At 71.0% G+C, this 23,889-nt stretch carries 17 protein-coding genes; 7 read left to right on the top strand and 10 right to left on the bottom strand.

Translation table 11 applies throughout. The annotated features are described in order from the left end of the window. Position 1 precedes the first annotated feature (1 nt). Positions 2-577, top strand: a complete 576-nt coding sequence (locus tag FH610_RS23470) for a hypothetical protein (protein WP_139576797.1) — start codon at positions 2-4, stop codon at positions 575-577. Between the two features lie 62 nt (positions 578-639). On the opposite strand, the gene FH610_RS23465 is transcribed toward FH610_RS23470, so the two are convergent. Then, positions 640-1,686 (bottom strand): aldo/keto reductase, encoded by a 1,047-nt coding sequence (locus FH610_RS23465; RefSeq protein WP_139577138.1) that lies wholly within the window; start codon positions 1,684-1,686, stop codon positions 640-642. Between the two features lie 97 nt (positions 1,687-1,783). On the opposite strand from FH610_RS23465, the gene FH610_RS23460 reads away from it, so the two are divergent. Continuing rightward, a complete protein-coding gene (locus FH610_RS23460) occupies positions 1,784-2,470 on the top strand; it encodes a TetR/AcrR family transcriptional regulator (protein ID WP_139576796.1) in 687 nt (228 codons plus the stop codon). Positions 2,471-2,531: 61 nt separating this feature from the next. On the opposite strand, the gene FH610_RS43795 is transcribed toward FH610_RS23460, so the two are convergent. The 5 genes from FH610_RS43795 to FH610_RS23435 form a co-directional block, all read right to left on the bottom strand. Continuing rightward, the gene (locus FH610_RS43795) at positions 2,532-6,140 is read right to left on the bottom strand and encodes an ATP-binding protein (protein ID WP_240809142.1); all 3,609 of its coding nucleotides are present in this window, start codon (positions 6,138-6,140) and stop codon (positions 2,532-2,534) included. Beyond that, a complete protein-coding gene (locus FH610_RS23450) occupies positions 6,137-6,862 on the bottom strand; it encodes a hypothetical protein (protein ID WP_139576795.1) in 726 nt (241 codons plus the stop codon). The genes FH610_RS43795 and FH610_RS23450 overlap by 4 nt, the downstream gene beginning before the upstream one ends. Next, a complete protein-coding gene (locus FH610_RS23445) occupies positions 6,855-7,907 on the bottom strand; it encodes a DUF559 domain-containing protein (RefSeq protein WP_139576794.1) in 1,053 nt (350 codons plus the stop codon). Before FH610_RS23445 ends, FH610_RS23450 begins: the two co-directional genes overlap by 8 nt. Before the next feature lie 86 nt (positions 7,908-7,993). Next, the gene (locus tag FH610_RS23440) at positions 7,994-8,737 is read right to left on the bottom strand and encodes a hypothetical protein (RefSeq protein WP_205825996.1); all 744 of its coding nucleotides are present in this window, start codon (positions 8,735-8,737) and stop codon (positions 7,994-7,996) included. Positions 8,738-8,895: 158 nt separating this feature from the next. Next, positions 8,896-10,665 (bottom strand): 5'-nucleotidase C-terminal domain-containing protein, encoded by a 1,770-nt coding sequence (locus FH610_RS23435; protein WP_139576792.1) that lies wholly within the window; start codon positions 10,663-10,665, stop codon positions 8,896-8,898. Positions 10,666-10,786: 121 nt separating this feature from the next. Between FH610_RS23435 and FH610_RS23430 the strand changes: the two genes are divergently transcribed. Together FH610_RS23430 and FH610_RS23425 are read left to right on the top strand one after the other, a co-directional pair. Then, on the top strand, positions 10,787-11,785 hold the full coding sequence (locus FH610_RS23430; RefSeq protein ID WP_139576791.1) for a DNA polymerase ligase N-terminal domain-containing protein: 999 nt from the start codon (positions 10,787-10,789) through the stop codon (positions 11,783-11,785). Positions 11,786-11,828: 43 nt separating this feature from the next. Then, a complete protein-coding gene (locus FH610_RS23425) occupies positions 11,829-12,197 on the top strand; it encodes a hypothetical protein (RefSeq protein ID WP_139576790.1) in 369 nt (122 codons plus the stop codon). A gap of 1 nt (position 12,198) precedes the next feature. Here FH610_RS23425 and FH610_RS23420 read toward each other — a convergent pair whose 3' ends face one another. Continuing rightward, positions 12,199-12,816, bottom strand: coding sequence for a sigma-70 family RNA polymerase sigma factor (locus FH610_RS23420; RefSeq protein ID WP_139576789.1), 618 nt, complete (start codon positions 12,814-12,816; stop codon positions 12,199-12,201). Between the two features lie 206 nt (positions 12,817-13,022). Here FH610_RS23420 and FH610_RS42925 point away from each other — a divergent pair, with 206 nt between their 5' ends. Then, the gene (locus tag FH610_RS42925) at positions 13,023-13,193 is read left to right on the top strand and encodes a hypothetical protein (RefSeq protein ID WP_161628066.1); all 171 of its coding nucleotides are present in this window, start codon (positions 13,023-13,025) and stop codon (positions 13,191-13,193) included. 47 nt (positions 13,194-13,240) lie between these two features. On the opposite strand, the gene FH610_RS45280 is transcribed toward FH610_RS42925, so the two are convergent. Further along, the gene (locus tag FH610_RS45280; RefSeq protein ID WP_139576788.1) at positions 13,241-14,518 is read right to left on the bottom strand and encodes a site-2 protease family protein; all 1,278 of its coding nucleotides are present in this window, start codon (positions 14,516-14,518) and stop codon (positions 13,241-13,243) included. Positions 14,519-14,771: 253 nt separating this feature from the next. Here FH610_RS45280 and FH610_RS23410 point away from each other — a divergent pair, with 253 nt between their 5' ends. Next, positions 14,772-15,206, top strand: a complete 435-nt coding sequence (locus FH610_RS23410; protein WP_139576787.1) for an ester cyclase — start codon at positions 14,772-14,774, stop codon at positions 15,204-15,206. A 66-nt stretch (positions 15,207-15,272) separates the two neighbouring features. Here FH610_RS23410 and FH610_RS23405 read toward each other — a convergent pair whose 3' ends face one another. Continuing rightward, the gene (locus FH610_RS23405) at positions 15,273-17,591 is read right to left on the bottom strand and encodes a rhamnogalacturonan lyase family protein (RefSeq protein WP_139576786.1); all 2,319 of its coding nucleotides are present in this window, start codon (positions 17,589-17,591) and stop codon (positions 15,273-15,275) included. A 466-nt stretch (positions 17,592-18,057) separates the two neighbouring features. On the opposite strand from FH610_RS23405, the gene FH610_RS23400 reads away from it, so the two are divergent. Next, the gene (locus tag FH610_RS23400) at positions 18,058-19,398 is read left to right on the top strand and encodes an NAD(P)/FAD-dependent oxidoreductase (protein WP_139576785.1); all 1,341 of its coding nucleotides are present in this window, start codon (positions 18,058-18,060) and stop codon (positions 19,396-19,398) included. A gap of 10 nt (positions 19,399-19,408) precedes the next feature. Here FH610_RS23400 and FH610_RS23395 read toward each other — a convergent pair. Next, positions 19,409-23,889: HAMP domain-containing protein (locus FH610_RS23395; protein WP_161628065.1), on the bottom strand; the 4,481-nt coding region annotated here is incomplete at its 5' end.

The raw sequence follows: 23,889 nt of genomic DNA, 5'->3' as shown, positions 1-23,889 counted from the left end.
CATGGGCAGGACGGCGGGCCCGCGCGTGGCCGTCGCGCTCGTCCGTGCCAGTGCCGTGCTGACCTGTGCCACTCTCACCTGTGCGACCCTGACCTGGGCCACGCCGGCCGCCGCGCTTCCCGCGCCGGTGCGGGCAGCGGCCGGCACGTCTTCCACGGCCGACGATCCGGATGGACCGGGCCTGCGGGTCGGCGTCTGCGTCGACGTCGACGTGATCGTCGACCTGCACGCCGAGGTCGGCATCGGAGGGCCCGGCTGCACGCCGCCGACGCCCGTCCCGCCGCCGGCGCCCTCCCCGGAGCCTCCGGCGCCGGCTCCCGAGAAGCCCGCACCGGCGCCCCGGCACTCCCCGCATCGGGTGGCGGTCGCGCCCCGGCCGCCCGTGGCGGTGCCGTCCCCCCGCCCTCGTGCGACGCCGCGGCCCACCCCCTCGCCGTCCAGGTCACCGGTTGCCCGCGTGCCGGCCATGCGCGCGATCGCGCCCGTACGGCACCGCAACCCCCTGGGGACGCTCACGGTCGTCGTGGTCCTGTCGGTGGCGATCGCCGCCGCCGGTGCCGCCGCCTTCCGCCGGTAGGAGGACACGGGCGGCGACGCCGGGCCGGAGAACGATGTGGGCCGCAAGTGCTGACGCGGCCCTCATCGCCGGAATGCGCCGGAAGGGGGGTCGACGAGCGCGGCGCCGAACACCCACGGCGAGGTCTGGGCGATGAAGTCGCCGGGAAATCCGAGGGTGAACTCGGTGGCATTTTCCAGGCGCGTGCGCACTTCAGGGGGGAGGGCGAGGCCGGCGGCGGCGAGATTGCCCCGTAGCTGGTCGGCGGAACGCGCCCCGACGATCGGATGGACGGCGGGAGAGCGGCTCATCGTCCACGCGATCGCGACCTGTGCCGGGGTCGCGCCGAGGTCGTCGGCGGCCTCCTGCACGGCCCGGGCGACGGCGTGGTCGCGGGCCGAGAGCGACTCGGCCTTCAGCCGTCCCATGGGCACGGCCCCGTCCGGGCGGGTGTGCTCGCTGGACACCGTGTACTTGCCGGACAGCACCCCGCCGCCGAGCGGGCTCCACGCCGTGACGCCGAGCCCGAGGGACTCGGCCATGGGGAGCAGTTCCCGTTCGATGTCACGTTGCAGCAGGCTGTACGGCACCTGCAGGCCGATGAAGGGACTCCAGCCGCGCCACTCGGCGAGGGTGTTGGCGCGGGCCACGACCCAGGCGGGGGCGTCGGAGATCCCCACGTACAGCACCTTGCCGGCCTGGACGGCGTCGTCCAGCGCGCGCATGGTCTCCTCGATGGGCGTGTCACGGTCCCACATGTGCACCCAATAGAGGTCGAGGTAGTCCGTACGCAGCCGGCGCAGGCTGGTCTCCAGGGAGGCCCGGAGGTTCTTCCTGTGGTTCCCCCCGGCGTTCGGGTCGGACCGGTCGCGGGAGACGGTGTACTTCGTGCCGAGGACGAACGACTCACGCCTGCCCTCGAGCAGCTCGCCGAGGATCTCCTCGCTGGCCCCGTCGCGGTAGTTGACGGCCGTGTCGATCATGTTGCCGCCGGCCTCGGCGTACAGGTCGAGCATCCGCCGGCACTCCGCCGCCGGCGCGCCGACGCCGCCCTGCTCTCCGAAGGTCATCGCGCCCAGGATCAGTTCGGACACCCGAAGACCGCTCGTGCCCAAAGTGCGGTACCTCATGCCGATATCTGAATGTGTCATGAAGGGAACCATACACTGTGTCTGAACATTATGTCTGTACAAGGCGTCCGTACAGCACGTCGGTATCCTGAGGGGCATGCCTTCGAAGCCCGGCGCGCAGCCGGCCCGTAGATCGGCCGCGGAGCCGGCGTCCACCGGGTTGCGGGAGCGGATCCTGTCCGCGACCCGCGAGCTGCTGCGGGAGCGCCGCTTCGACACCCTCAGCGTCGCCGACATCCTCACCGCCGCGGAGGTCTCCCGGGCGAGCTTCTACTTCTACTTCCCGAGCAGGCAGGCCGTGCTCGGTGAGCTGGTGCGCGACGCCGTGGCACAGGGACAGCAGGCCGCGGCCCCGTGGATCGGCGGGTCGCAGGACCCCGTCGCCGCGCTGCGTGCGGGGGTGCGGGACGGTGCCCGGCTGTGGCGCGACAACGCGGGCGTCCTCATGGCGATCGTGGAGAGCCAGGGCTCGGACGAGGGGCTGCGAGCCCTCTGGCTGGAACAGATGAACCTGTTCACCGACGCCGCCGTGGCCCGGATCGAGTCCGACCCGCAGGCCCGCAGGCGGCTCGGGGACATGGACGTGCGCGCCGTCGCCGCGTCGCTGACCTGGATGGGTGAACGGCTCTACTATCTCGCCGCGGCCGGTGTCCCCCCGTTCGACGACGAGGAGGTCCTCGTCGACGTTCTCACCAACGCCTGGGTATCGATCCTCTACGGCCGGCCGGTCACCCCGCCCAGCCGGATTCCCAGGGCAGAGCAGCGGAAAGACGCCGCCGACTGATCACCGGTGCAGCGGAGCCGGCGTCGCGTCCGAGGACGGCGCCGGCTCCGCGCGCTCCCATTCAGGACCGGTTCGCCCGGGCCACGACCTCCTCGCTGGTCAGAGGGCTGCTCGGGTGGTGACTCAGGCACAGCGGCGTACGGACCTTCGTGAACGACCCGCCCTCGAACGCCGCGTAGAACTGGCCGGACCGCAGCCGCGCCACGTCGGGGACGTCGCCGCCCTTGGCCCTGGCCAGCTCCCGCGCCGCCGTGATCTGGGCCGGCGCGTTGAGCAGGCCGAAGAACTGGGTGGCGGCGTTGCCCGTGATCCGGTTGTGCAGGCCCTTCGGCGCCTGGGTGGCGTACACGAGCCCGAGGCCGTACTTGCGGGCCTGCGCGGCGAGGGCGAGCGTGCTCTGGGTGCACACGGTCGCCGTCCCTGACGGCGCGAACGTCTGGGCCTCGTCCATCACGAACAGCCCGCCGAGCGGCCGGTCTCCGGCGGGATGCCGTTTGATCCAGGAGAACAGCGCCATCTGCAGCTGGTTGACGAAGCCCTGCCGCTGGGCGTCGGAGGCCATGCCGGTGAGGCTGATCACCGAGACGCGGGCCCGTCTGCCCTCCGGCGGCGTGAGCAGGACGCCCGGATCGACAGGCGTCCCGGTCCCCGCGAACAGGGGATCGCTGATCGTCTCCGCCCTGAGGTGCTGGGCCATCTCGGTCGCGAGCCTGGGCGCGCCTTCGAGACTGCTCACGCCGTCAGGAAGGTCGTCGAGCAGGGCGATCAGGCCGCCCAGCCCCGTGCCGCCGCGCCGTCCGTAGTGGGCGACGGCCTCGCGGAGCACCGCCTGGCCGAGATGGGCCCTGGCCGTCTTGGCCTCCAGCTTCGCCCGGGGCACGAGCGCGGCGAGGGCGGCGTCCACCGCCTCGTCGAACTCGTCCGGGTCGTCGGCGACGCCGGCGAAGTCGGGCAGTGGCTGGAAGCTCAGCGGGCGTCCCGACTCCTTGCGCGGCGTCCAGACGACCACGTCGGTGTTCCTCAGATAGTCGTCGGCCCTGGCCGCGTCGCCCTCGCCCCACTCCGCCGGTGGTTCCGGCCACCGGTCGCCGAGCCGCGCGAGGTCGTTGTTCGCGTCGAGCACGATCGCCGAGACCCCCTGAAGGGCGCACTCCTCCACGAGGCGGCGGATCAGCACCGTCTTGCCGGAGCCCGAGCCGGCGAAGATCGCCGTGTGCTTGCGCAGGGTCTCCAGCGGGATCCGCACCGGCCGGTCGTCCGAGGTCGCCGCCCCGATCGTCAGGTACGGAGCGGCCGGGGCCTCGTCCGCCGGCAGCGGCCTGCGCGGACGAGGAACGGCCGCCGCCTCCGCTGCCGGCATCTCCGCAAAGGGCGCCTCGACCGTCGTCTCCACAGCCGGCGTGTCCGCAGCCGGTACCTCCGCGACCGGCGTCTCCACAGCCGGCACCTCCGCGGACGGCGCTTCGACCGGCGATGCCTCGGGGGAGGGCAGAGGTGGCCAGACCTGCAGATCGGGAACGGCCGGGCCGAGGGTTACGCCGCCGGGAACCGCGACGCTCGCACCGACAGGTTCCGGCACATTGCCGGAAGCCGGGGACGGCGCGGTGTCGGGGGCCGGGGACGGCGCGGTGTCGGGGGCCGGGGACGGCGCGGTGTCGGGGGCCGCGGAAGGTGCATCACCGGAGGCCGGGGACGGCGCGTCGGCCACCGGCAGCGGCTTGAGTCCTGGCACCGCCTCCCGGTGGAGCAGACGCCGCTCGGGATTGGCGGTGCGCCGGGGGCGGTCCGGCGACCGGGCCGGCCGCGAGGACCTCCCACTCCCCGCGCTGGACACGCGCGGAACGGCCGCGTCGCTCAGCGCCTCGGCGAACAGCTTCACCTCGTTCGTCGGCTTGCGGGAGACGAGCCATGCCTGGAGGTCCGCCGGGTTTTCGGTCAGCAGGGTGCGAAGAGCCGAGAAGATCCTCAGGTCGTCCTCCTCGACCTGGAGGACGCGGCCCCCCGCCTGCTCGAAGGCGGCCAGGGCCTCCTGGGTGGCGGGCCCCTTCGCCCAGCCCTGGTTCCTGAGCACGAAGAGTTTGCGCGCGGGTATCCGATCGTCGAGCCCGGCCGCCGTGGACGCGGCCTTCAGTCGGTTGAGCGCGGCGGTGTGATGGGACGCGGAGACGGCCCGGAAACACCAGTGGGCCTCGTTCTCCGTCGCCTCGTCCAGGGTCCGCCGCAGGCGGGCGTGCAGGGGCGGCTTCGTGCTCGGAGGCGGGTCCTGGGCGAACAGGCGTCCGTCCTCGCCCTGCTCGGCGATCCAGGCGGACAGCCCGGCCGACAGCAGTCCCGGCATCACGGCGTCCTCCGTGATCGGGTCCAGCGCCTCCACCACGTCCGCCCGCTGCCGCAACTCCGCGAACCGCCTGTCGAGCTCGCCGAAGTCCGGTCCCCGTTCCGGTCCCGGGCGCTGCTTTGTGGGAACGACCTTGGCCGGCTGGGAGCCGGTCAGCCGTTCCAGCTCCGCGACCTGCCCGCTCGCCAGGCACGACCGCACATGCGTGTCGATCCGGATGAGCAACTGGCGAGGCGTGTACTGGTTCGCCTCCTCGAACGCCTCAGGCGTCACCGGCCAGGTCGGGTATGGCGGCGTGAACCCGACCGCCCCGTACTGCGCGCTGAACCTCTTCTCGATCAGCGCCCGGCCCGTCTTCGCGTCCGGGATCGTCCCCAGCGGCAGGGTCATCCGGAAGCGGTCCTGGACGGTGTCGGTGGCATGCTTTTCGATCAACGTCCATGTGAGGGGGAGGCAGGACAGGACCGTCAGCGTGCGGCGGGTAACCTCGCGAAGTGTCATCAGACCACCCGCGACGCGTTCGATCGTCCTGCGGTGCTCCGGGTCCTCCGCCGATCCGCCCCCGGTGAGGGTGGCGGACTGGGCGATCAGCGTGTCGACCTGGTCCACGGCGATGACGGAGGGACCGGTCAGCGCGAGAAGTCTGGACAGGTCGTGGACGATCTCCTGCGGTGTCTTCTCGACGGTCCGGAACCCCCATCCCGCGCGCTCGCCGGGCTCTCCCTGCGGCGCCGAGATGAGGTAGGCGTCACCGATGTCCTGCGCCGCCAGGCCATGCGAGGCCCGCAGGGTGAGGGCCCGTGCGGTGTCCTGCACGTCACGGCCGACGTGCGGGTCGTATTGGCGCAGGGCGTCGATGAAGGCATCCAGGTCAGCCCGGGACAGGGGGACGTCGCCGATGATCGGGCCGCGTGCCGCTTGTGGCACCTCGGCGAGCACGCAGAGGCGCCACAGGAGTTCCCTCAGCTGACTGCCGTCCCCGGCCAGCGGCCGGGAGAGGCTGTCGAGCATGGAGAGCAGCACGCTCTCCCAGAAGTCCTTCGCGTCGAGCAGGCTGACCAGGAAGAAGTAGGCGTCCTCTTCGTGTACCTTCTCGCGCACCCAGCCGAGGAGATGCGTCTTACCCGTCCCCCGCTGGCCCTGTATCGCGACGCCGATGGGGCTCGCGGCGACGCTCTCCTCCGCCTCCAGCAGGCCGTCGAGGATGACCTGCGCGGCGTCCCGATGCATCCCCTCGACATGGAACGGCAACGGGCGCCACACGTCGTCGGCGACCCGCGTGTAGTTGAACCGCAGGGCCCGAAGGGCGTCGAGTTCGTCGCTCGTCATCATGCTCCGATCAGGATGAGGTGCTTGGCCTGGTCCCCGATCACGACAGCCGCGCTCCTGTCCTCGTCGGTGAGCATCTTCTGGTTGGACTCGGGCACCAGGCGTACGTCGGGCAGGCCGATCATCCGGCGGAAGGTGGCGTCGACCTCGTCCCTGGGGGCATCGCCGAGCAACGGGCGCAGCCGGGTCAGGCTGACCCAGGCGTTGGGCTTGTCGGCGAGCCGCGCGTACGCCTTGCGGATCATCGTCTCGATGTCGTCGGACGCGGGCACGCTCGCGGCCGGCGTTTCCGCGATCGCGATCGGTGCTGCCGCCGGTTCGGAGGCGGGCGGTTCCGCAACCGGTTCTCCGGTGTTCGCGGGGACGAGGTCCTCCTCCCGCCCGAAGATCTCGGCGAGGCTGTTCTCGCTCCGGGCGATGTGCCGCTGGAGGTTGCCGACGAGGGCCTTGACCGCCGCCGCGGCGAAACCGGTGCCCGGCGTGCCGATGCCGTCCCGGACGAGCTCCGACGCGTGGTGCCAGCCCTTGTCGGTCAGCACATGGCTGAAAGAGCGCCCCGCTCTCCGGCTGGTGACGAATCTGCCCTCGTTGAGGGTGGTCCGCTCCTTGCCCGTGATGGTGACGCCGTACTTTTCCTTGAGCTCGGGATTGGACATCTCCCGGTCCTCCGCCATCAGGATCAGGAGGGCGCAGGTCGCGGAGAAGGACAAGGGTTTGTCAGGCATGGAGTGACCCTTCGAGCGTTCCATGGCGGCACTGGTGGAGGAAGCGCTCCAACTCGGCGAGCACGGTGCCGAGGCGTTCCAGCACCTGCTCGTTCGTGAAGCGGCGGACGGCGTAGCCGTCCCGGCGGAGGCGCAGGTCGCGTTGTCTGTCCGCGGCGAGGCGGAGCGGCCGGAGATGCTCGGGGCCGTCGATCTCGACCACGCATCGCTCGGCACGCCAGAGCAGGTCGACGCGGATCGGATTGCTGAGCGGTCCTGAGGCGTGGAGCTGGTTCCACTCGCGGCCCGCCGCCCAGGCGTACGGCGACAGTGCCGCCTCCAACCGCCGCTCGGCGGTGCTGGCCGGGTGCGGCGATCCGGCCAGAGGCGGGAAGGCGAGCGCCGGCAGCGGAGACTCCACGGCACCGCCGGACGTGATCTCGCGGGCGAGCGCCGCGACCTCTTCGGGGATCGGGGCGGTCATGGTCTCGATCCGGTCGACGGAGCGCGGCGGCGGCCCGATGAGCCAGACGCCGAACCCGCCGTGGTGGGCCAGCCATTCGCACGCCGCGACCAGCACCTCCTCGGCGGCAGGCGAGAGCCCGGAGGGAACCCGTACGAGGATCGCGGCCTCCGGCCGCCGGTAGGCCGAGCGGAGCACCCGGGCCAGCCCGGCGGCACGGATCTCGGGCGGGAAGCCTCCCCGAGCCTGGCCGCGCAGGGCGCGTTCCGCCAGGTGGGCGAGGAAGGGCGCGAAGTGCCTGGTGGCGGAGCCCGTACGCAGGGCGAGGGCGCGAACGGCGGGGACGGCCGCGCCGCCGGGCCCGGTGATCCCGTCCGCATCGGGCAGCCAGGCGGGGAACATCGCCAGCGCGGCGGACTCCAGTTCCCCCAGTACGTCGGCGACCACGTCCGCGGGGGTCTCGGCCGGGCGGGGCACGTAGGTGACCAGTGCGGGCGCGTCATCGGGCAGGTGCACGTCCCCGTCCGCGTGCAGGTGCACGTCCCCGTCCGCGTGCAGGTGCACGACCCGGCCCGTGGGAAGCTCCCTCCACGAGCGTGCCACGCCGTCCCCGCCTGTCGTTGAAGATCCAACAATCTCGACCCGGCAGAGGGTATCGGGCAGTGGCAGGACCGTCCACAAAATCGGAATTATCCGGTCTCGGATCTGATCAGGCGGAGGAACGCCTTGATGCCCGACAGGACCTCCTGGTTGTCGGTGAGACGGCTGAGGGAGTCCTCGAACTTCCTGCCCATGGCGTCGAGCCGGCGGTCGAGGTCGTCCCCGCGCGCCGTGGCCGCGTGGAACCCGGCGCGCGTCTCCGAGGTGAGGGCGTCGAGGCGCTCGGCCAGTTCGGCGGCCCTGGCCTCCGACTCCTCGGCCCGCCCCTCCAGCGCTGCGACCCGCTCGACGAGCGTGACGACGTCCTCGCGCGGATAGCGGACCTCCTCCAGCATCGTGGTCATGCGGTTGCGCAGGTGGGAGAACCACGCCCCGGCCGGCCTGAACAACGTGGCGATCAGGTAGAAGACGGCGAAGTAGTAGCCGACGGTCTCGCCGGAGAAGTAGGTGACGACCGCGAGCAGGGCGGCCGACAGCAGGTGGGCGGCGACGGCCGCCCGGCGCATGCGCACCGCGATGCGGAGGGCCTCCGCCTCGCGCTCCGGTGAGACCTCCACCCCGCGCTCGCGGCTGACCCGTATCTCGTGGATCAGGGCATGGGCCTGGAAGTACAGGTTCCACGGCACCGTCAGGAGCACGATCAGCCAGAGCAGGCACAGCGCTCCGAAGCCCAGCGAGACGACCACCGGCAGTGGTACGTCCACCACGTAGACCAGGACGATCCCCGCGATCGTGGAGACGATCGCGAGAAAGACGATCCCGCTTCTGCTCACGGTCATCCTTTCCGCCGGCGTTCGGACACGTCAGTGTCGCCGCCGGATCGGCGCGCGGGCATGAGCGGGATCACCCGGATCGCCTGAGTACGACCGCTCAGTAGAAAGGGGGTGGCCCGGGACGCGGACCACCCCCACTCGTCACCCGAAGCAGCTCGTCACTTCTCGAAGACGGGAACTCCGTCGCGGACGAGCTTCCAGTTCGCCTGGGCGAACGTCGCCGGGTCGATGGTGCCGCTCGCGGCGGCGTACTCGATCAGCGCCTGGCGGATCTCCACCTGGGCGTTGTAGACCACCGGGGCGGTCGAGACGTGCGGGAAGCCGCCGCCTCCCGACTGGCGGTAGTTGTTGATGGCCACGACGAACTGCTGGTCGGCGGTGACGGGCTTGCCCTGGTAGGACAGGCCGACGATGCGCTGGCCGACCGGCTTGGAGATGTCGATGTCGTACGTCACGCCGGAGAGCTGGTCGTAGTTGTAGTCGGGCGTGCCACCGGCGTTGGTGAGCGTGCCGAGGTCGATCGGCGCGCCCGGGGCGACCTGGGCGAAGTACTTCGCCGAATACTCCAGGAAGTCCTTGATCTGGGCGCCGTTCAGCTTGATGCCGAGCAGCGTGTTGTCGTAGACGTACAGCCCGGCCATGTCGCGGACGCTGACCGGCCCGGCCGGGAACACGGCGGTGCGGCTGAACGGCGCGGCGATCGACAGCACGGGCAGCGAGGCGTCGGCGGTGCCGGCGATGGCCTTGCCGACGAGGTCGGTCTGGACCTTCTGGATGTAGTCGAGGATCGGCGTGTCCTTGTACGGCGACTCGGCCGCCGACAGCTCCTGGGTGGACTGGGCGATGACCTTGTTGACGTAGCCGACCGTCTTGTCGTGCGACTCCTTCAGGAGCGCGACGATCTTCGGGTCCTCGGCCACGGTGTTGGTGTTGAGCGTGGTGGACGACTTGCCGGTCACCGTCCACTTCCCGCGCTCCTTGGTGAGCGTGAAGTCGACGACGCTGAGGCGCTGGCCCCACTTGCTGGGCTCGGTCAGCAGCACCTGCTGCCCGGTGACCTTGTTGGTCACGAAGCGCTGCGGCACGTCGTTGTGCGCGTGGCCGAACAGGACGGCGTCGACGCCGGGCACCTGCTCGGCGACCATGGCGGCGGCGTTCTCCACCGGCAGGTCTGAGCCGTAGGACGACAGGCCGTTGTCACCCGCGTGGGCGGTGACCAGGACCACGTCGGCGCCGAGGCCGCGGATGACCGGCACCCACTTCTTGGCGGTCTCGACGAGGTCGAGGAACCTCAGCTTGCCGTCGACGTTCGCCTTGTCCCAGATCGCGACGCCGGGGTTGGTGAGGCCGAGCACGCCCACCTTGATCGGCTTTTCGCCCTTCACCTTCATGGTCTTGATGACGTACGGCCGGTAGGCCGGCAGGCCGGTCTTGGCGGAGACGGCATTCGCGCCGAGGACCGGCGCCTTCATCTGCCCCACCCATGCGCCGAGCAGCGGCAGGCCGTAGTTGAACTCGTGGTTGCCCAGCGTCACGGCGTCGTACCCGATGGCGTTCATGGCCTTCGCCATGGGGTGGACCTGGCCGGTCGAGGTGATCGGCTCGACCTTGGCGTAGTAGTAGTCCAGCGGCGTGCCCTGGAGGGTGTCACCGGAGTCGAACAGCAGGGTGTGGTCGGCGCCGCGGTCGGCCCTGATCTTCGACACCATCGTCGAGATCTTCGCCAGGCCCACGTCGTTGTGCGCGCTGTCGTCGTACTCCGCGTTCTTGTAGTAGTCCCAGTTGAGCGCGTTTCCGTGGATGTCGGAGCTGGCCATGACGGTGATCTTGACCGTGTGGCTCGGGGCCGCGGTGGCGGGGGTGCCGGGCAGGAGGAGACCGAGGGCCACGACGCCGGCGCCCGCGGTCAACCTGATCGCTGAACTCATGCTGGGTGACGATAGTGATGCCCAATTACCAAGTGGTCACGAAGTCCTTAACCGGACATGTCGCTACAAGGTGACACGCCTGTCACCCACGGGGAGCCACGGCGTGGGTAGGACCAGTGGGATGACGGACAAACTCGAGACCTACCGGGCCAAGCGCGACGCGACGCGCACCAGCGAGCCGGTCCCCGCCGAAGGGCCGCTGCCGCGGGGCGAGGACGACACGTTCGTCATCCAGGAGCACCACGCCAGGTCCCTGCACTGGGACCTGCGCCTGGAGCGCGGCGGGGTGCTGGTCTCCTGGGCGATCCCCAAGGGCCTGCCGCCCGACCCCGCGACCAACCACCTCGCCGTCCACACCGAGGACCACCCAATGGAGTACGCCCGGTTCGAGGGCGACATCCCCAAGGGCGAGTACGGCGGCGGCACGATGACGATCTGGGACCGCGGCCACTACGCGACCGAGAAGTGGAGCGACCGCGAGGTCAAGATCGTGCTGAGCGGCTCCCGGGTCGCGGGCCGCTACGTGCTGTTCCAGACCCGGGGCCGCAACTGGATGATCCACCGGATGGACCCGCCCAGCGGGCGGTGGGCACCTCCGCCCGCCTCGCTCGCGCCGATGACGCCGGTCACCCGCGCCCGCGTGCCGCGCGACCCGGAGGCGTACGCCTGGGAGTTCTGGTGGGACGGCGCGCGGGCGCTCGCGTACGTGGAGGGCGGCAGGCTCACCCTGCGCGACGCGGGCGGCGCGGACGTCACCGGGGAGCACCGCCGGCTGCGCCCGCTGGCCGAGGCGTTCGGCAGCAGGGCCGCCGTGCTCGACGGCGAGGTCGTCACGTTCGCGGGCACCCCCGTCTACGTGGCCTACGACCTGCTCTACGACGACGGCCGGTCGTTGCTGGACGAGCCGTTCGAACGCCGCCGTGCGGGCCTGGAGGACCTCGCGGTCGACGGGCCGCGCTGGCAGACGGCGCCGTCCTGGCCCGGGGAGGTGGACGCGGTGCGGCGGGCGGCGGCCGAGCAGGGCCTGCCCGGTGTGGTGGGCAAGCGCCTCGGCTCCGCGTACGCGCCGGGGGAGGAGTCTCCCGCCTGGGTGCGGCTGCCCGGGAAGGCCTCAGGGTAAGGCCGGTGGTGCGGGGTAGGGAGCACGAGGGGGAGGTGTCGAGATGTCCGAGCAGCACCACCCGGTCACCGGCGAGCACAAGTACGAGCAGGAAGTCTCCTCCTCGGAGGAGCACGAGGAGCGCCCGGGACGCAGCCTGATCACGACCGACCACGAGGTGATCAGGCGCTGGGCCGAGGAGCGGGACGCCAAACCCGCCACCGTCCCCGGCACCGAGCACGAGGGCCGTCCAGGGGTCCTCCGGTTCGACTTCCCGGGCTACGGCGGCGGCGACCTGAAGGAGATCTCCTGGGACGAGTGGTTCACGACGTTCGAGGAGCGCAAGCTCAACTTCATCTACCAGGAGCACCGCAAGGACGGCAGCCCGAGCAACTTCTTCCGGCTGGAGAACCCTGAGCGCGAGGACGCCTGAGTCAGGTCTTCTCGCCGTCCCGTGCGGCGGCGCTCGCCGACCGGAGCAGGCCGAGTTCGGCGGCGTAGTCCTCCAGCTTGGTCCGCAGCTGGCGGCGCCCCCGGTGGAGCCGTGACATGACCGTGCCGATGGGGACGTCCATGATCTGCGCGATCTCCTTGTAGGCGAAGCCCTCCACGTCGGCGAGGTAGACCGCCAGCCGGAAGTCCTCGGGCAGCTCCTGCAGCGCCTGCTTCACCCGGGAGTCGGGCAGCCCCTCCAGGGCCTCCACCTCGGCCGACTTGAGCCCCGAGGAGGTGTGCGAGGCCGCCTCGGCGAGCTGCCAGTCCTCCACGTCCTCGGTCGCGGACCGCTGCGGCTGCCGCTGCTGCCTCCGGTAGGTGTTGATGTAGGTGTTGGTCAGGATGCGGTACAGCCAGGCCCGCAGGTTCGTGCCCTCGCGGAACTGGTGGAAGTTGCTGAAGGCCCGCATGTAGACGTCCTGCACCAGGTCTTCGGCGTCGGCGGGGTTTCGAGCGAGCCGTAGGGCGCCGGCGTAGATCTGGTCGATGTACGGCAGCGCGTCCCGCTCGAACCGCAGCCGCCGCCGTTCGACCGCCGTGTCGTCGACGATCGTCATATCCCCACCTCCTTGAGAGCCTGCCTCTATCAGTTACGACCGCTTTGTCCGGTCCGGTCGCACCGTCCGCCTACCCCTGGTCTCCCTTTCAACACGGCTCGCGCATCTGTTTTCGGCTACCGCGGCCCGTCCTGCGCCCCCGACCGAATGCCCGCGCCACCCGGGGGTACGCGAAGACGGAGAGGCAGCAGCCCGAGGAGGAGGCCATGCCCAAGGACAACGCGGGGCCGGAGCACCTGATCCCTGACCGGCTGCCGCCGCTGGCGCAGTCGCCCGACGTGGAGCCCGGCGCGGACCTGGACGGCGGCGCGTCCGGCGACTGGCACGCCCCCGGCGCCGACTCGCCCGACGACGTCGAGGAACCCGCCGACGAGTGACCCGGGCCGAATGACCCGCACCGGATGACGCAGGGCCGGGGCGGCGTTCAGGCGGCGTCGCGGCGACCGGCCGGCGGGACCGTGCCGCCGGGAGCAGGGCCGCCGGGAGCAGAGCCGCCGGAAGAGGGTCCGCCCGGGGTGCGGTCTCCGGGAGGCGGCGGGGCGAGGTCGGCGCCGCGCGGCGTCCGGTACGGCTCGTGCGCCCGCAGGTCCACCGTCTGGATGGTCCGGCTGATGTCGGTGGGGGTGACCAGGCCGACCAGGTGACCGTCGTCGTCGAGCACCACGGCCCGGCCGTCCGTGCACCCGCTCATCCGCTGGAGCAACTCCGTGAGCTGGTCGCCGGGGCGGGCGGTGGGCACGTCCGACGGCGGGCACGCGATCTCCCGCAACCTGGTGATCACGCGGTCGTCGGGTGGCACGCGCCGGACGCGGCCCAGCGTCACCAGTCCCGCGAACCGGCCGTCGTCGTCCCGCAGCGGATAGGTGGACAGGTGATGGCGCAGCACGAGCCGGTCGACCAGGCCCGCCACGGTCTCGTCGGGGTGGGCGACGACCGGATCACGCGACATCACCTCACCCACCGTGATCCCGTGCAGAGCGGCGTCGATCTGCGTCTGCTGCTCCTCCGCGGTGGCCGCGTTCACCAGGAACAGGCCGATCAGGGCCAGCCAGAACCCCTGGAGGCTGAGACCGGAGACGAGGTTGAGGAAGCCGATCGCGATCAGGACGTAGCCGAAGACCCGGCCGGCCCGGGCGGCGGCCACGGCGGCCCGCAGGCGGTCGTGCCAGCGTGCCCACAGGAAGGCGCGCAGCACCCGGCCGCCGTCCAGCGGCGCGGCGGGCACCAGGTTGAACACGGCCAGCAGCACGTTCACCGCGGCCAGGTAGCCGAACATCCCGCTGATCAGCGGTGGTGCGCCGATGACCGAAACCCCCCAGGACACGAGGGCGAAGAGGCCGCCGAGCACGACGCTGGTCAGCGGCCCCACTCCGGCGATCTTGAGGTCGGCGCCGGGGGAGCGGGGCTCCCCGCGCAGTTCGGCGACCCCGCCGAGCAGCCAGAGCGTGATGCCGTTGACCTCCAGGCCGTGCCGTTTGGCGACGATCGCGTGGGCCACCTCGTGCGCGAGCAACGAGGCCAGGAAGAGCAGGGCCGACACCACCGCGGCCAGCACGTACGCCGCCGTCGAGAGGCCGGGGAAGGCGATGGGGAAGCGGCCGAAGGCCAGCCCGATCACCAGGATCACGACGATCACGACGACGCTGATGTTGAGCCCGACCGGAACCCCGCCCACGCGGCCGAGACTGATCGACGATCGCATCCTGCCACCCCCACGGCCCTCCGCTGTGACTGGCCTACCCACAAAGGCGCAGGTCAAGCGGAGGGTGGGGACTTGGAGACGTCGGCGCGGTCAGCGAAACGCCGCCGGAACCGCCGTGCGGAAACCGGGTAACCGTGTGAGAACCGGAACCCGCTCGTGGTGCTCCGGCGACGTAATCGTGGGCAGCGCCTGACCGGCCTCTGGCTAAAGTTGTTGGCCTGCGTTACGTACCGACCGTCGAAGGACTGTCGTCATGTCCGATTCATGGGCTGTGAAACGCCAGCTGGCCGACGCGCTCAACGAACACGATCTGGAGGGCGTGCTCGAGACCTTCAGTCCGGACGCCGTCCTCGTCTCGCCCTTCGGTGTGGCGGAGGGACATGAGCAGATCGCGTGGATGTACGAGCAGGTCTTCAAGAGCTTTCCGGACTTCCAGCTGATCGTGTGGTACGAAGCCGTCACCTGCGAAACGCCCTTGATGGTGGAGTGGACGGCCACGGGCACGCACCGTGGGCCTCTCCTGCTGCCGAACGGGCGCGAACTGGAGGGGACCGGTCGCCCGGTCACTTTCCGCGGCACCTGTGCGTCCTTCGTCGAGGACGGCAAGATCAAGACCCACCGGGAGTACTTCGACCAGTTGGAGCTGTACACCCAGCTCGGTCTGTGTCTCACGGAGGCCCCGGGCTGAGCGCTTCGGGCGTGCCCGGCGCGGCGGCCGCGGACCTCGCCAGGTGTGTCCGCGGCCGCCGGGGTCTCACCTCAGATAGATGTTCGGCCTGGCGGGCGTCGCCATGCCGTCCCCGAGGAAGAAGCCCGTGTGGGGCGGCTGGTTGTAGGCGGTGTTCTGCCAGGCGACCGCCGCCCGGTATACCGGGTCGTGCATCAGCGTGTAGATCTGGCGGCTCGCCGCCGTGGTCGTGCTGTAAATCCGCAGGGCGGTGTTGTCGCTCGTCGGCCAGACGACCTCCTCGCGCCAGTCGCCGAACAGGTCGGCCGACAGGGACGGGGTGGACTTGGTGCCGTTGTTGGAGTGCACCCCGGAGGCCGTCAGCAGCCGGGTGTCGCCGCTCGTGCCGTACTTGTCGATGTGGGTGCCGTCGAGCAACTCGCGGACGGGGTCGGCGTCCCACCAGGCGAGGAAGTTCGCCGAGCCCGGCTTGCGCCCGACGTTCTGCCCCCTGGTGTTGTAGACGCCGCTGACGGCGGACGACCACGACTCGGCGCCCGGGCTGCCGGACCAGATGTCGTCGGAGACGCCGCGGCCGTTGTCGCAGCCGCAGGAGGCGTTGCTCCAGATGATCGAGCCGGTGCGGGCGTCGGCCATCCACGCCGCGGGCTTGCTGGTGTCCTCGTCCACCTTGAACACCTCCAGCCCGGCGTGCGACGGGTCGAGGTCGCCGACGTGCAGGGCGTCGCCGTGGCCGTTGCGGGTGTTCCACAGCGCCGAGCCGTTGTCGTTGATCGCCATCGCGCCGAAGACGATCTCGTCCTTGCCGTCGGCGTCCACGTCGGCGACGGCGAGGTTGTGGTTGCCCTGTCCGGTGTACTGGCTGCCGGCGGAGTTGGAGTCGAACGTCCACCGCTTGGTCAGCGTGCCGTTGCGGAAGTCCCAGGCCGCGATGACCGTGCGGGTGTAGTAGCCGCGCGACATGATCAGCGACGGGCGGGTGCCGTCAAGGTAGGCGGTGGCGGCGAGGAAGCGGTCCACGCGGTTGCCGTAGGAGTCGCCCCACGAGGAGACCGTCCCGCGCGGCGGGTCGTAGTTGACCGTGGACATCGCGGCGCCGGTCTGGCCGTTGAACATCGTCAGGTATTCGGGACCGGACAGGACGTAGCCGGAGGAGTTGCGGTAGTCGGCCGAGGAGCTGCCGATGACCTTCCCGGTGCCGTCCTTGGTGCCGTCGGCGGTCTTCAACGCCACCTCGGCCTTGCCGTCGCCGTCGTAGTCGTACACCTGGAACTGCGTGTAGTGGGCGCCGGCGCGGATGTTGCGGCCGAGGTCGATCCGCCACATGCGGGTGCCGTTGAGCTTGTACGCGTCGACGAACACGTTGCCGGTGTAGCCGGACTGGGAGTTGTCCTTGGCGTTGGACGGGTCCCACTTCAGCACGATCTCGTACTGTCCGTCGCCGTCGAGGTCGCCCACGCTCGCGTCGTTGGCGCTGTAGGTGTAGGCCACCCCGTCGGGTGTGGTGCCGCCGGACGGCGGCTGGATGGGCACGTCGAGGTGGTCGCCGCCGGTGAAGCGCAGCGACGTCTCCGACGCCGCCTGCTCCGCGCCGTTCACCACGGCCCGCACGGTGTACGTGGCGTCGGCGGCGGCCCCGGAGTCGAAGTAGTTCGTGGAGTCGGTGATCGGCGAGGAGTTCAGCTTCGTCGAGCCGCGGTAGACGTTGAAACCCGTGCCGATGCTCTCGGTGCCGAGCAGGCGCCAGGAGACCAGGTTGCCGCTGCCCGACCGCACGCTGATCAGGCCGCGGTTGAGGTCCTCCATCTGCCGCGCGCCCGCAGGGATGCTCGTGGGACTCGCGGAAGGGCTGGGCGTGGGGCTCGGCGTGGGGCTCGCGGAGGGCGACTGGGCCGGGCTCGCGCTGGGACTCGCGCTGGGACTCGCGCTGGGACTCGCGCTGGGACTCGCAGTGGGGCTGCTCGTGACCCCGCCGGTGCAGGTGGTGCCGTTGAGCGCGAAACTCGCGGGCACGGGGTTGGACGAGTCGTTCCACGAGCCGTTGAAGCCGAACGACGCCGTGCCGCCGGTGGGGATCGAGGCGTTGTAACCGGCGTCCTTCGCGCTGACCTGCGCGCCGCTCTGGGTGACCGTGGCGTTCCACGCCTGCGTGACGGTCTGGCCGGCGGTGTACGACCAGGTGAGCGTCCAGCCGGCGATCGCGTCGCCGAGATTGGTGATCGTGACGGCGGCGCCGAACCCGCCCTGCCACTGGTTGGTCACCTGGTAGTCCACCCGGCAGCCCGCCGCAGCCGAGGCGGGCAGGGCCGGCAGGACCCCGGCCCCCGCGAGCGCGGCGGCCGAGGCCACGGCGGCGACCAGAGCGGATCTTCGTCGTGTGGTCATCTGGAACTCCATGAGGGGGTGCCGATGGGGGTGCGGCGTTCGGCCGTGAGGGCGCCGGAAGCACGGACGTGATCGGGGTTCTCCGAGGCGGGACCTCCGGGTCGGACCTGCCCCGGGCGGGTACGGTGCGACGGGATGCGCCGGGGTGCGTCATCACAACGCGAGACCGGCGGTGTGGTCAATCAGCTCCGATTCACCAATGTGAACGCAATCATCCGACGCGTCCAGGTATGTCGATCTCGGCTGGTAGGAGCCATCCTGGGGGCGTCACCTGCATCTCGACATCGCGCGCCGATCGGTGAAATTTTCAGTCCCGCATGCCGCACGGTCTGTGAACGATCACAGATCTGACCTCTCACCCCGGCCCCGCGCTCGTGCGGAGCCGCTGCATCCGCCCCGACGTTCCGGTTCGAAGTCCCTTAAGGGAGCCGTCGCGCGTGCGGCCGGTAGGGGAGGAGACCCGCTCATGCCACAGCCCGCCACGGTGATCGTCGTCGGCGCGGGGCTCGCGGGCCTCGCCTGCGCCTGGCACCTGCGTCAGGAGGGGGTGCCGGTCCGCGTCCTGGAGGCGTCCGACGGCGTGGGCGGCCGGATCCGCACCGACCTCGTGGACGGCTTCCGGCTCGATCGGGGTTTCCAGATCTTCAACACCAGCTATCCCGAGGTCGGCCGGGTCCTCGACATCGGCGCGCTGGACCTGCGGCGGTTCACCAACGGAGCGATGATCTTCAGGGACGGCCGGCGCGAGCGGGTCGTGCTGCCCTGGCGGCACCCTCGGCACGCGCTCAGCGGTTTGCTCGCCCCGGTGGGCACGCCGTTCGACAAGGCGGTGCTCGCCGCGGTGACCGCCCGCGACCTGCTGCTCCCCGACTTCCTCGTACGGCGGCGCGGCGGCGCCGAGCGCACCACCCTGGCCGAGCTGCGGCGCTGGGGCGCGTCTCCCGAGATCGTCGAGAACCTGTTCCGCCCCCTCCTCGCGGGAGTCGTGCTGGAGCGGGAGCTGGAGACCTCCGGCAGGATCTTCCACCTTCTCTGGCGGTCGTTCTCCCGCGGCAGGATCGGCGTGCCGGCCCTCGGCATGGAGCGGGTCCCCGCTCAGCTCGCCGCCCGCCTGCCGGAGGACGCGATCTCGCTGGAGACGCCGGTCGGCGCGCTGACCCCCGACGGCGTGGCCCTCGCGGACGGGGGAGAGATCCCGGGCGCCGCCGTGGTGGTGGCGGTGGACCCGCCCACCGCGGGACGGCTGGTGCCCGGCCTGCCGGTGCCCGCCATGCGGCCGGTCACGACCTTCTACCACGCCGCCCCCGCCTCACCTCTCGGCGAGCCCACGCTGGTCGTGGACGCCAAGGGAGTGATCACCGACACGATCGTGGTCACCGACGCCGCGCCCGAGTATTCCGCCGACGGCCGCGCCCTGATCTCCACCTCGGTCCTCGGCGTCCACACGGACCGGGACGAGCCCCGGGTGCGGGCCCGGCTCGCCGAGATTTACGGTGACACCGTCTACGGCGACACCTCGTCGTGGGAGCACGTCGCCACCTACGCGATCGAGGCGGCCCTGCCCGCCATGCCGCCCCCGATGCCGCTGCGCCGCCCAGTACGTCTCGAGGTCGTGGGGCTGGGCGCCCGGCGCTACGTGTGCGGCGACCACAGGGACACCGGCTCCCACCAGGGTGCGCTGGTCTCCGGACGGCGGGCCGCCCGGGCGGTGCTGGAGGACCTGCGCCGGGCGGCGCGGGTCCGGGGCCGTCGCACCGTCCCCACCTCTGGCCCGGCCCCGGGCCCGGCCCCGACCCGTCAGCCCTGAGGCGCCGCGCCTACCTGTCGCCGTTGCCGGGCAGGTCCAGCCAGCGCTGCATGCAGACGATGAGCTCCTCGGCGTCCACCGGCTTGGTGACGTAGTCGCTCGCGCCCGACGACAGCGTCTTCTCCCGGTCGCCGTGCATGGCCTTGGCGGTGACCGCGATGATCGGCAGCTGGGCGAAGCGCGGCATGGACCGGATGGCGGCGGTGGCGGCGTAGCCGTCCATCTCCGGCATCATGATGTCCATCAGCACCAGGTCCACGTCGTCGTTGCGCATCAGCACGTCGATGCCCTTGCGGCCGTCCTCCGCGTACAGCACCTGCATGCCGTGCAGTTCGAGGATCGTGGTGAGCGCGAAGACGTTGCGCACGTCGTCGTCCACGACCAGCACCTTGCGGCCCACGAGCGCGCTGTCGACCTTCCCGAACTCGTACGCGCCCTCCTCCGAGGCCGGCTGCACGAGCGGCAGTACGCTGCCGGGCTCCTCGGCGGACAGGTGCAGGGTGATCCGCTCGCGCAGCTCGTCGAGGCTGGGCAGGCGCTCCAGCGGCTGGTTGCGGGAGCGCACCTGCAGCAGGTCCTCCTGCGGGCGCGACAGCTTGCGCGAGTGGTGCGCGAGCACCGGCAACGCGCGCAGCGCGGGATCGGAGTCGAGCCCCTTGAGGAAGTCGGCCGCGGCGTCGTGCGGCATGCCGAGATCGAGCACGACGCAGTGGACGCTCTCCTGCCGCAGCATCGACAGCGCGGAGTGGGCGTCGCTCGCGGTCGACACCTGGACCGGCCCGTGGGTGTCGTGCAGGTCGGCCGCGACGCTCTGGGCCAGCATGGACAGCAGACCGCCGGGCCTGGCCTCGACGACCAGCAGGCGGCGCCCCGCCCTGCCGCCGTCCCGGCCGCCCGGGGTCTGCGCCGCCGCGGGCGCATCGTACGCGGCGATGGAGTGCGGGGCGACCAGCGGCGGCTCCTCCTCCCGCACCCCGGGTTCGTCCCTCTGCGCGCCGTCGACGTGAGCCAGCGCAAGGTAGAGCGTGAACGTGCTGCCCTCGCCCAGCGTGCTGGTCGCGCGGATCTCGCCGCCGAGCAGGGTCGCGATCTCCCGGCTGATCGACAGGCCGAGGCCGGTGCCGCCGTACTTGCGGCTGGTGGTGCCGTCGGCCTGCTGGAAGGCGTCGAAGATCTGCGAGAGGTTCTCCGCGGCGATGCCGATGCCGGTGTCCACCACGTGGAAGGCCAGGATCTCCTGGCCGGCGGCGTCCGGCAGGTCCACGTCGGCCGCCCGTTCGATGCGCAGCTCGACCGAGCCGGCCTCGGTGAACTTGACCGCGTTCGACAGCAGGTTGCGCAGCACCTGCCGCAGTCGCTGCTCGTCGGTGAGCAGCTGGGCCGGCACGTCGGAGGCCACCGTCACCCCGAACCGCAGCCCCTTCTGGGTGGTCAGCGGGCGGAAGTTGGCGTCCACGTAGTCGAGCAGCTGACGCAGGCTGACCGGCTCCGGCGTGATGTCCATCTTGCCGGCCTCGATCTTGGACAGGTCGAGGATGTCGTTGATGAGCTGGAGCAGGTCGGTGCCGGCCGAGTGGATGACGTTGGCGTACTCCACCTGCTTGGGCGTGAGGTTGCGGGTGGGGTTCTGGGAGAGGAGCTGCGCCAGGATGAGCAGCGAGTTGAGCGGGGTGCGCAGCTCGTGGCTCATGTTGGCGAGGAACTCGCTCTTGTACTTGGACGCCAGTGCGAGCTGCTGGGCCCGGTCCTCCAGCTCCTGGCGGGCCTGCTCGATCTCGCTGTTCTTGGTCTCGATGTCGCGGTTCTGCTGGGCCAGCAGCTCCGCCTTCTCCTCCAGCTCGGCGTTCGAGCGCTGCAGCTCCTCCTGCCGCACCTGGAGCTCGGTGGCGAGCCGCTGCGACTCTGCCAGCAGCGCGTCGGTGCGGGCGTTGGCCACGATCGTGTTGACGTTGACGCCGATCGTCTCGACGAGCTGCTCCAGGAAGTCCCGGTGGATGCTGGCGAAGCGCCCGAGGCTGGCCAGCTCGATCACGCCGAGCACCTGGTCCTCGACCACGATCGGCAGCACGATGAGGTTGACGGGCCCGGCCTCGCCGAGACTGGACGACACGGTCAGGTAGCCCGGCGGGATGTCCTCCACCAGGATCGTCCGCCTGGCCTGCGCGGCCTGGCCGACCAGCGACTCGCCGAACGCGTAGCGGCGCGAGGTGTCGCGGTGGCCGTAGCAGCCGACCACTCGCAGCTCCGCGCCCGCCGCGGTCTCCTCGGCCAGCAGGAAGGTGCCGTGCTGCGCGTTGACCAGCGGGGCCAGCTCGTTCATGACCAGTTCGGCGACCGCCGACAGGTCGCGATGGCCCTGCATGAGCCCGGAGATGCGGGCGAGGTTGGTCTTGAGCCAGTCCTGCTCCTGGTTGGCCCTGGTCGACTCGCGCAGGGACTCCACCATGGAGTTGACGTTGTCCTTGAGGTCGGCCAGCTCGCCCTCGGCGTCGACGGTGATCGACCGGGTCAGGTCGCCGGAGGTGACCGCGCTGGTCACCTCGGCGATGGCGCGCACCTGGCGGGTGAGGTTGCCGGCCAGCTCGTTGACGTTCTCGGTCAGCCGCTTCCAGGTGCCGGACACGCCCTCGACCTCGGCCTGGCCGCCCAGCCGTCCCTCGCTGCCCACCTCGCGGGCCACGCGGGTGACCTCGGCGGCGAACGAGGACAGCTGGTCGACCATCGTGTTGATGGTCGTCTTCAGCGCGAGGATCTCGCCGCGGGCGACGACGTCGATCTTCTTGGTCAGGTCGCCCTGGGCGACGGCCGTGGTGACCTGGGCGATCGAGCGCACCTGGTTGGTGAGGTTGTCGGCCATCGAGTTGACGTTGTCGGTGAGGTCCTTCCAGGTGCCCGCCACGTTGGGCACCCGGGCCTGGCCGCCGAGCTGGCCCTCGGTGCCCACCTCGCGGGCGACGCGGGTGACCTCGTCGGCGAAGGCGCTCAGCGTGTCGACCATGGTGTTGATGGTCTGGGCGAGCGCGGCGACCTCGCCCTTGGCCTCGACGGTGATCTTCTGGGACAGGTCGCCCTTGGCGACCGCCGTGGCGACCTGGGCGATCGAGCGCACCTGGCTGGTGAGGTTGGACGCCATCACGTTGACGGAGTCGGTCAGGTCCTTCCAGGTGCCCGACACGCCGCGTACGGTGGCCTGGCCGCCCAGCCGTCCTTCGGTGCCGACCTCGCGGGCGACGCGGGTGACCTCGTCGGCGAACGAGGACAGCTGGTCGACCATCGTGTTGATGGTCTCCTTCAGCTCCAGGATCTCGCCGCGGGCGTCGACGCGGATCTTCTGGGACAGGTCGCCCTTGGCGACCGCCGTGGTCACCTCGGCGATGGAGCGGACCTGGTCGGTGAGGTTGTCGGCCATGACGTTCACCGACTCGGTCAGCGCCTTCCACGTGCCGGAGACGCCCTTGACGTCGGCCTGGCCGCCCAGCCGTCCCTCGGTGCCGACCTCGCGGGCGACGCGGGTGACCTCGTCGGCGAACGCGCTCAGCGTGTCGACCATGGTGTTGATGGTCTGGGCGAGCGCGGCGACCTCGCCCTTGGCCTCGACGGTGATCTTCTGGGAGAGGTCGCCCTTGGCGACCGCCGTGGCGACCTGGGAGATGTTGCGGACCTGGCTGGTGAGGTTGCCGGCCATGAAGTTCACCGAGTCGGTGAGGTCGCGCCAGGTGCCGGAGACGCCCTTGACGTCGGCCTGGCCGCCGAGCTGGCCCTCGGTGCCGACCTCGCGGGCGACGCGGGTGACCTCGTCGGCGAACGACGAGAGCTGGTCGACCATGGTGTTGACGGTGTTCTTGAGTTCGAGGATCTCGCCGCGGGCGTCGACGGTGATCTTCTGGGAGAGGTCGCCGCGGGCCACGGCCGTGGTCACCTGGGCGATGGAGCGGACCTGGCTGGTGAGGTTGCCGGCCATGAAGTTGACGGAGTCGGTGAGGTCGCGCCAGGTGCCGGCGATGCCGGGCACCTGCGCCTGCCCGCCCAGCCGCCCCTCCGTGCCCACTTCGCGGGCGACGCGGGTGACCTCGTCGGCGAACGACGAGAGCTGGTCGACCATGGTGTTGACGGTGTTCTTGAGTTCGAGGATCTCGCCGCGGGCGTCGACGGTGATCTTCTGGGAGAGGTCGCCCTTGGCGACTGCGGTGGTGACCTCGGCGATGGAGCGGACCTGGCTGGTGAGGTTGCCGGCCATGAAGTTGACGGAGTCGGTGAGGTCGCGCCAGGTTCCGGCGACGCCGGGCACCTGCGCCTGGCCGCCGAGCTGGCCCTCGGTGCCGACCTCGCGGGCGACGCGGGTGACCTCGTCGGCGAAGGAGGACAGCTGGTCGACCATGGTGTTGACGGTGTTCTTGAGTTCGAGGATCTCGCCGCGGGCGTCGACGGTGATCTTCTGGGAGAGGTCGCCCTTGGCGACTGCGGTGGTGACCTCGGCGATGGAGCGGACCT

It is taken from the genome of Microbispora catharanthi (genome assembly GCF_006334915.2).
GTDB lineage: Bacteria > Actinomycetota > Actinomycetes > Streptosporangiales > Streptosporangiaceae > Microbispora > Microbispora catharanthi.
Note: the sequence above shows the minus strand (reverse complement) of the source record. Positions and strands in the feature narration are given on the sequence as shown.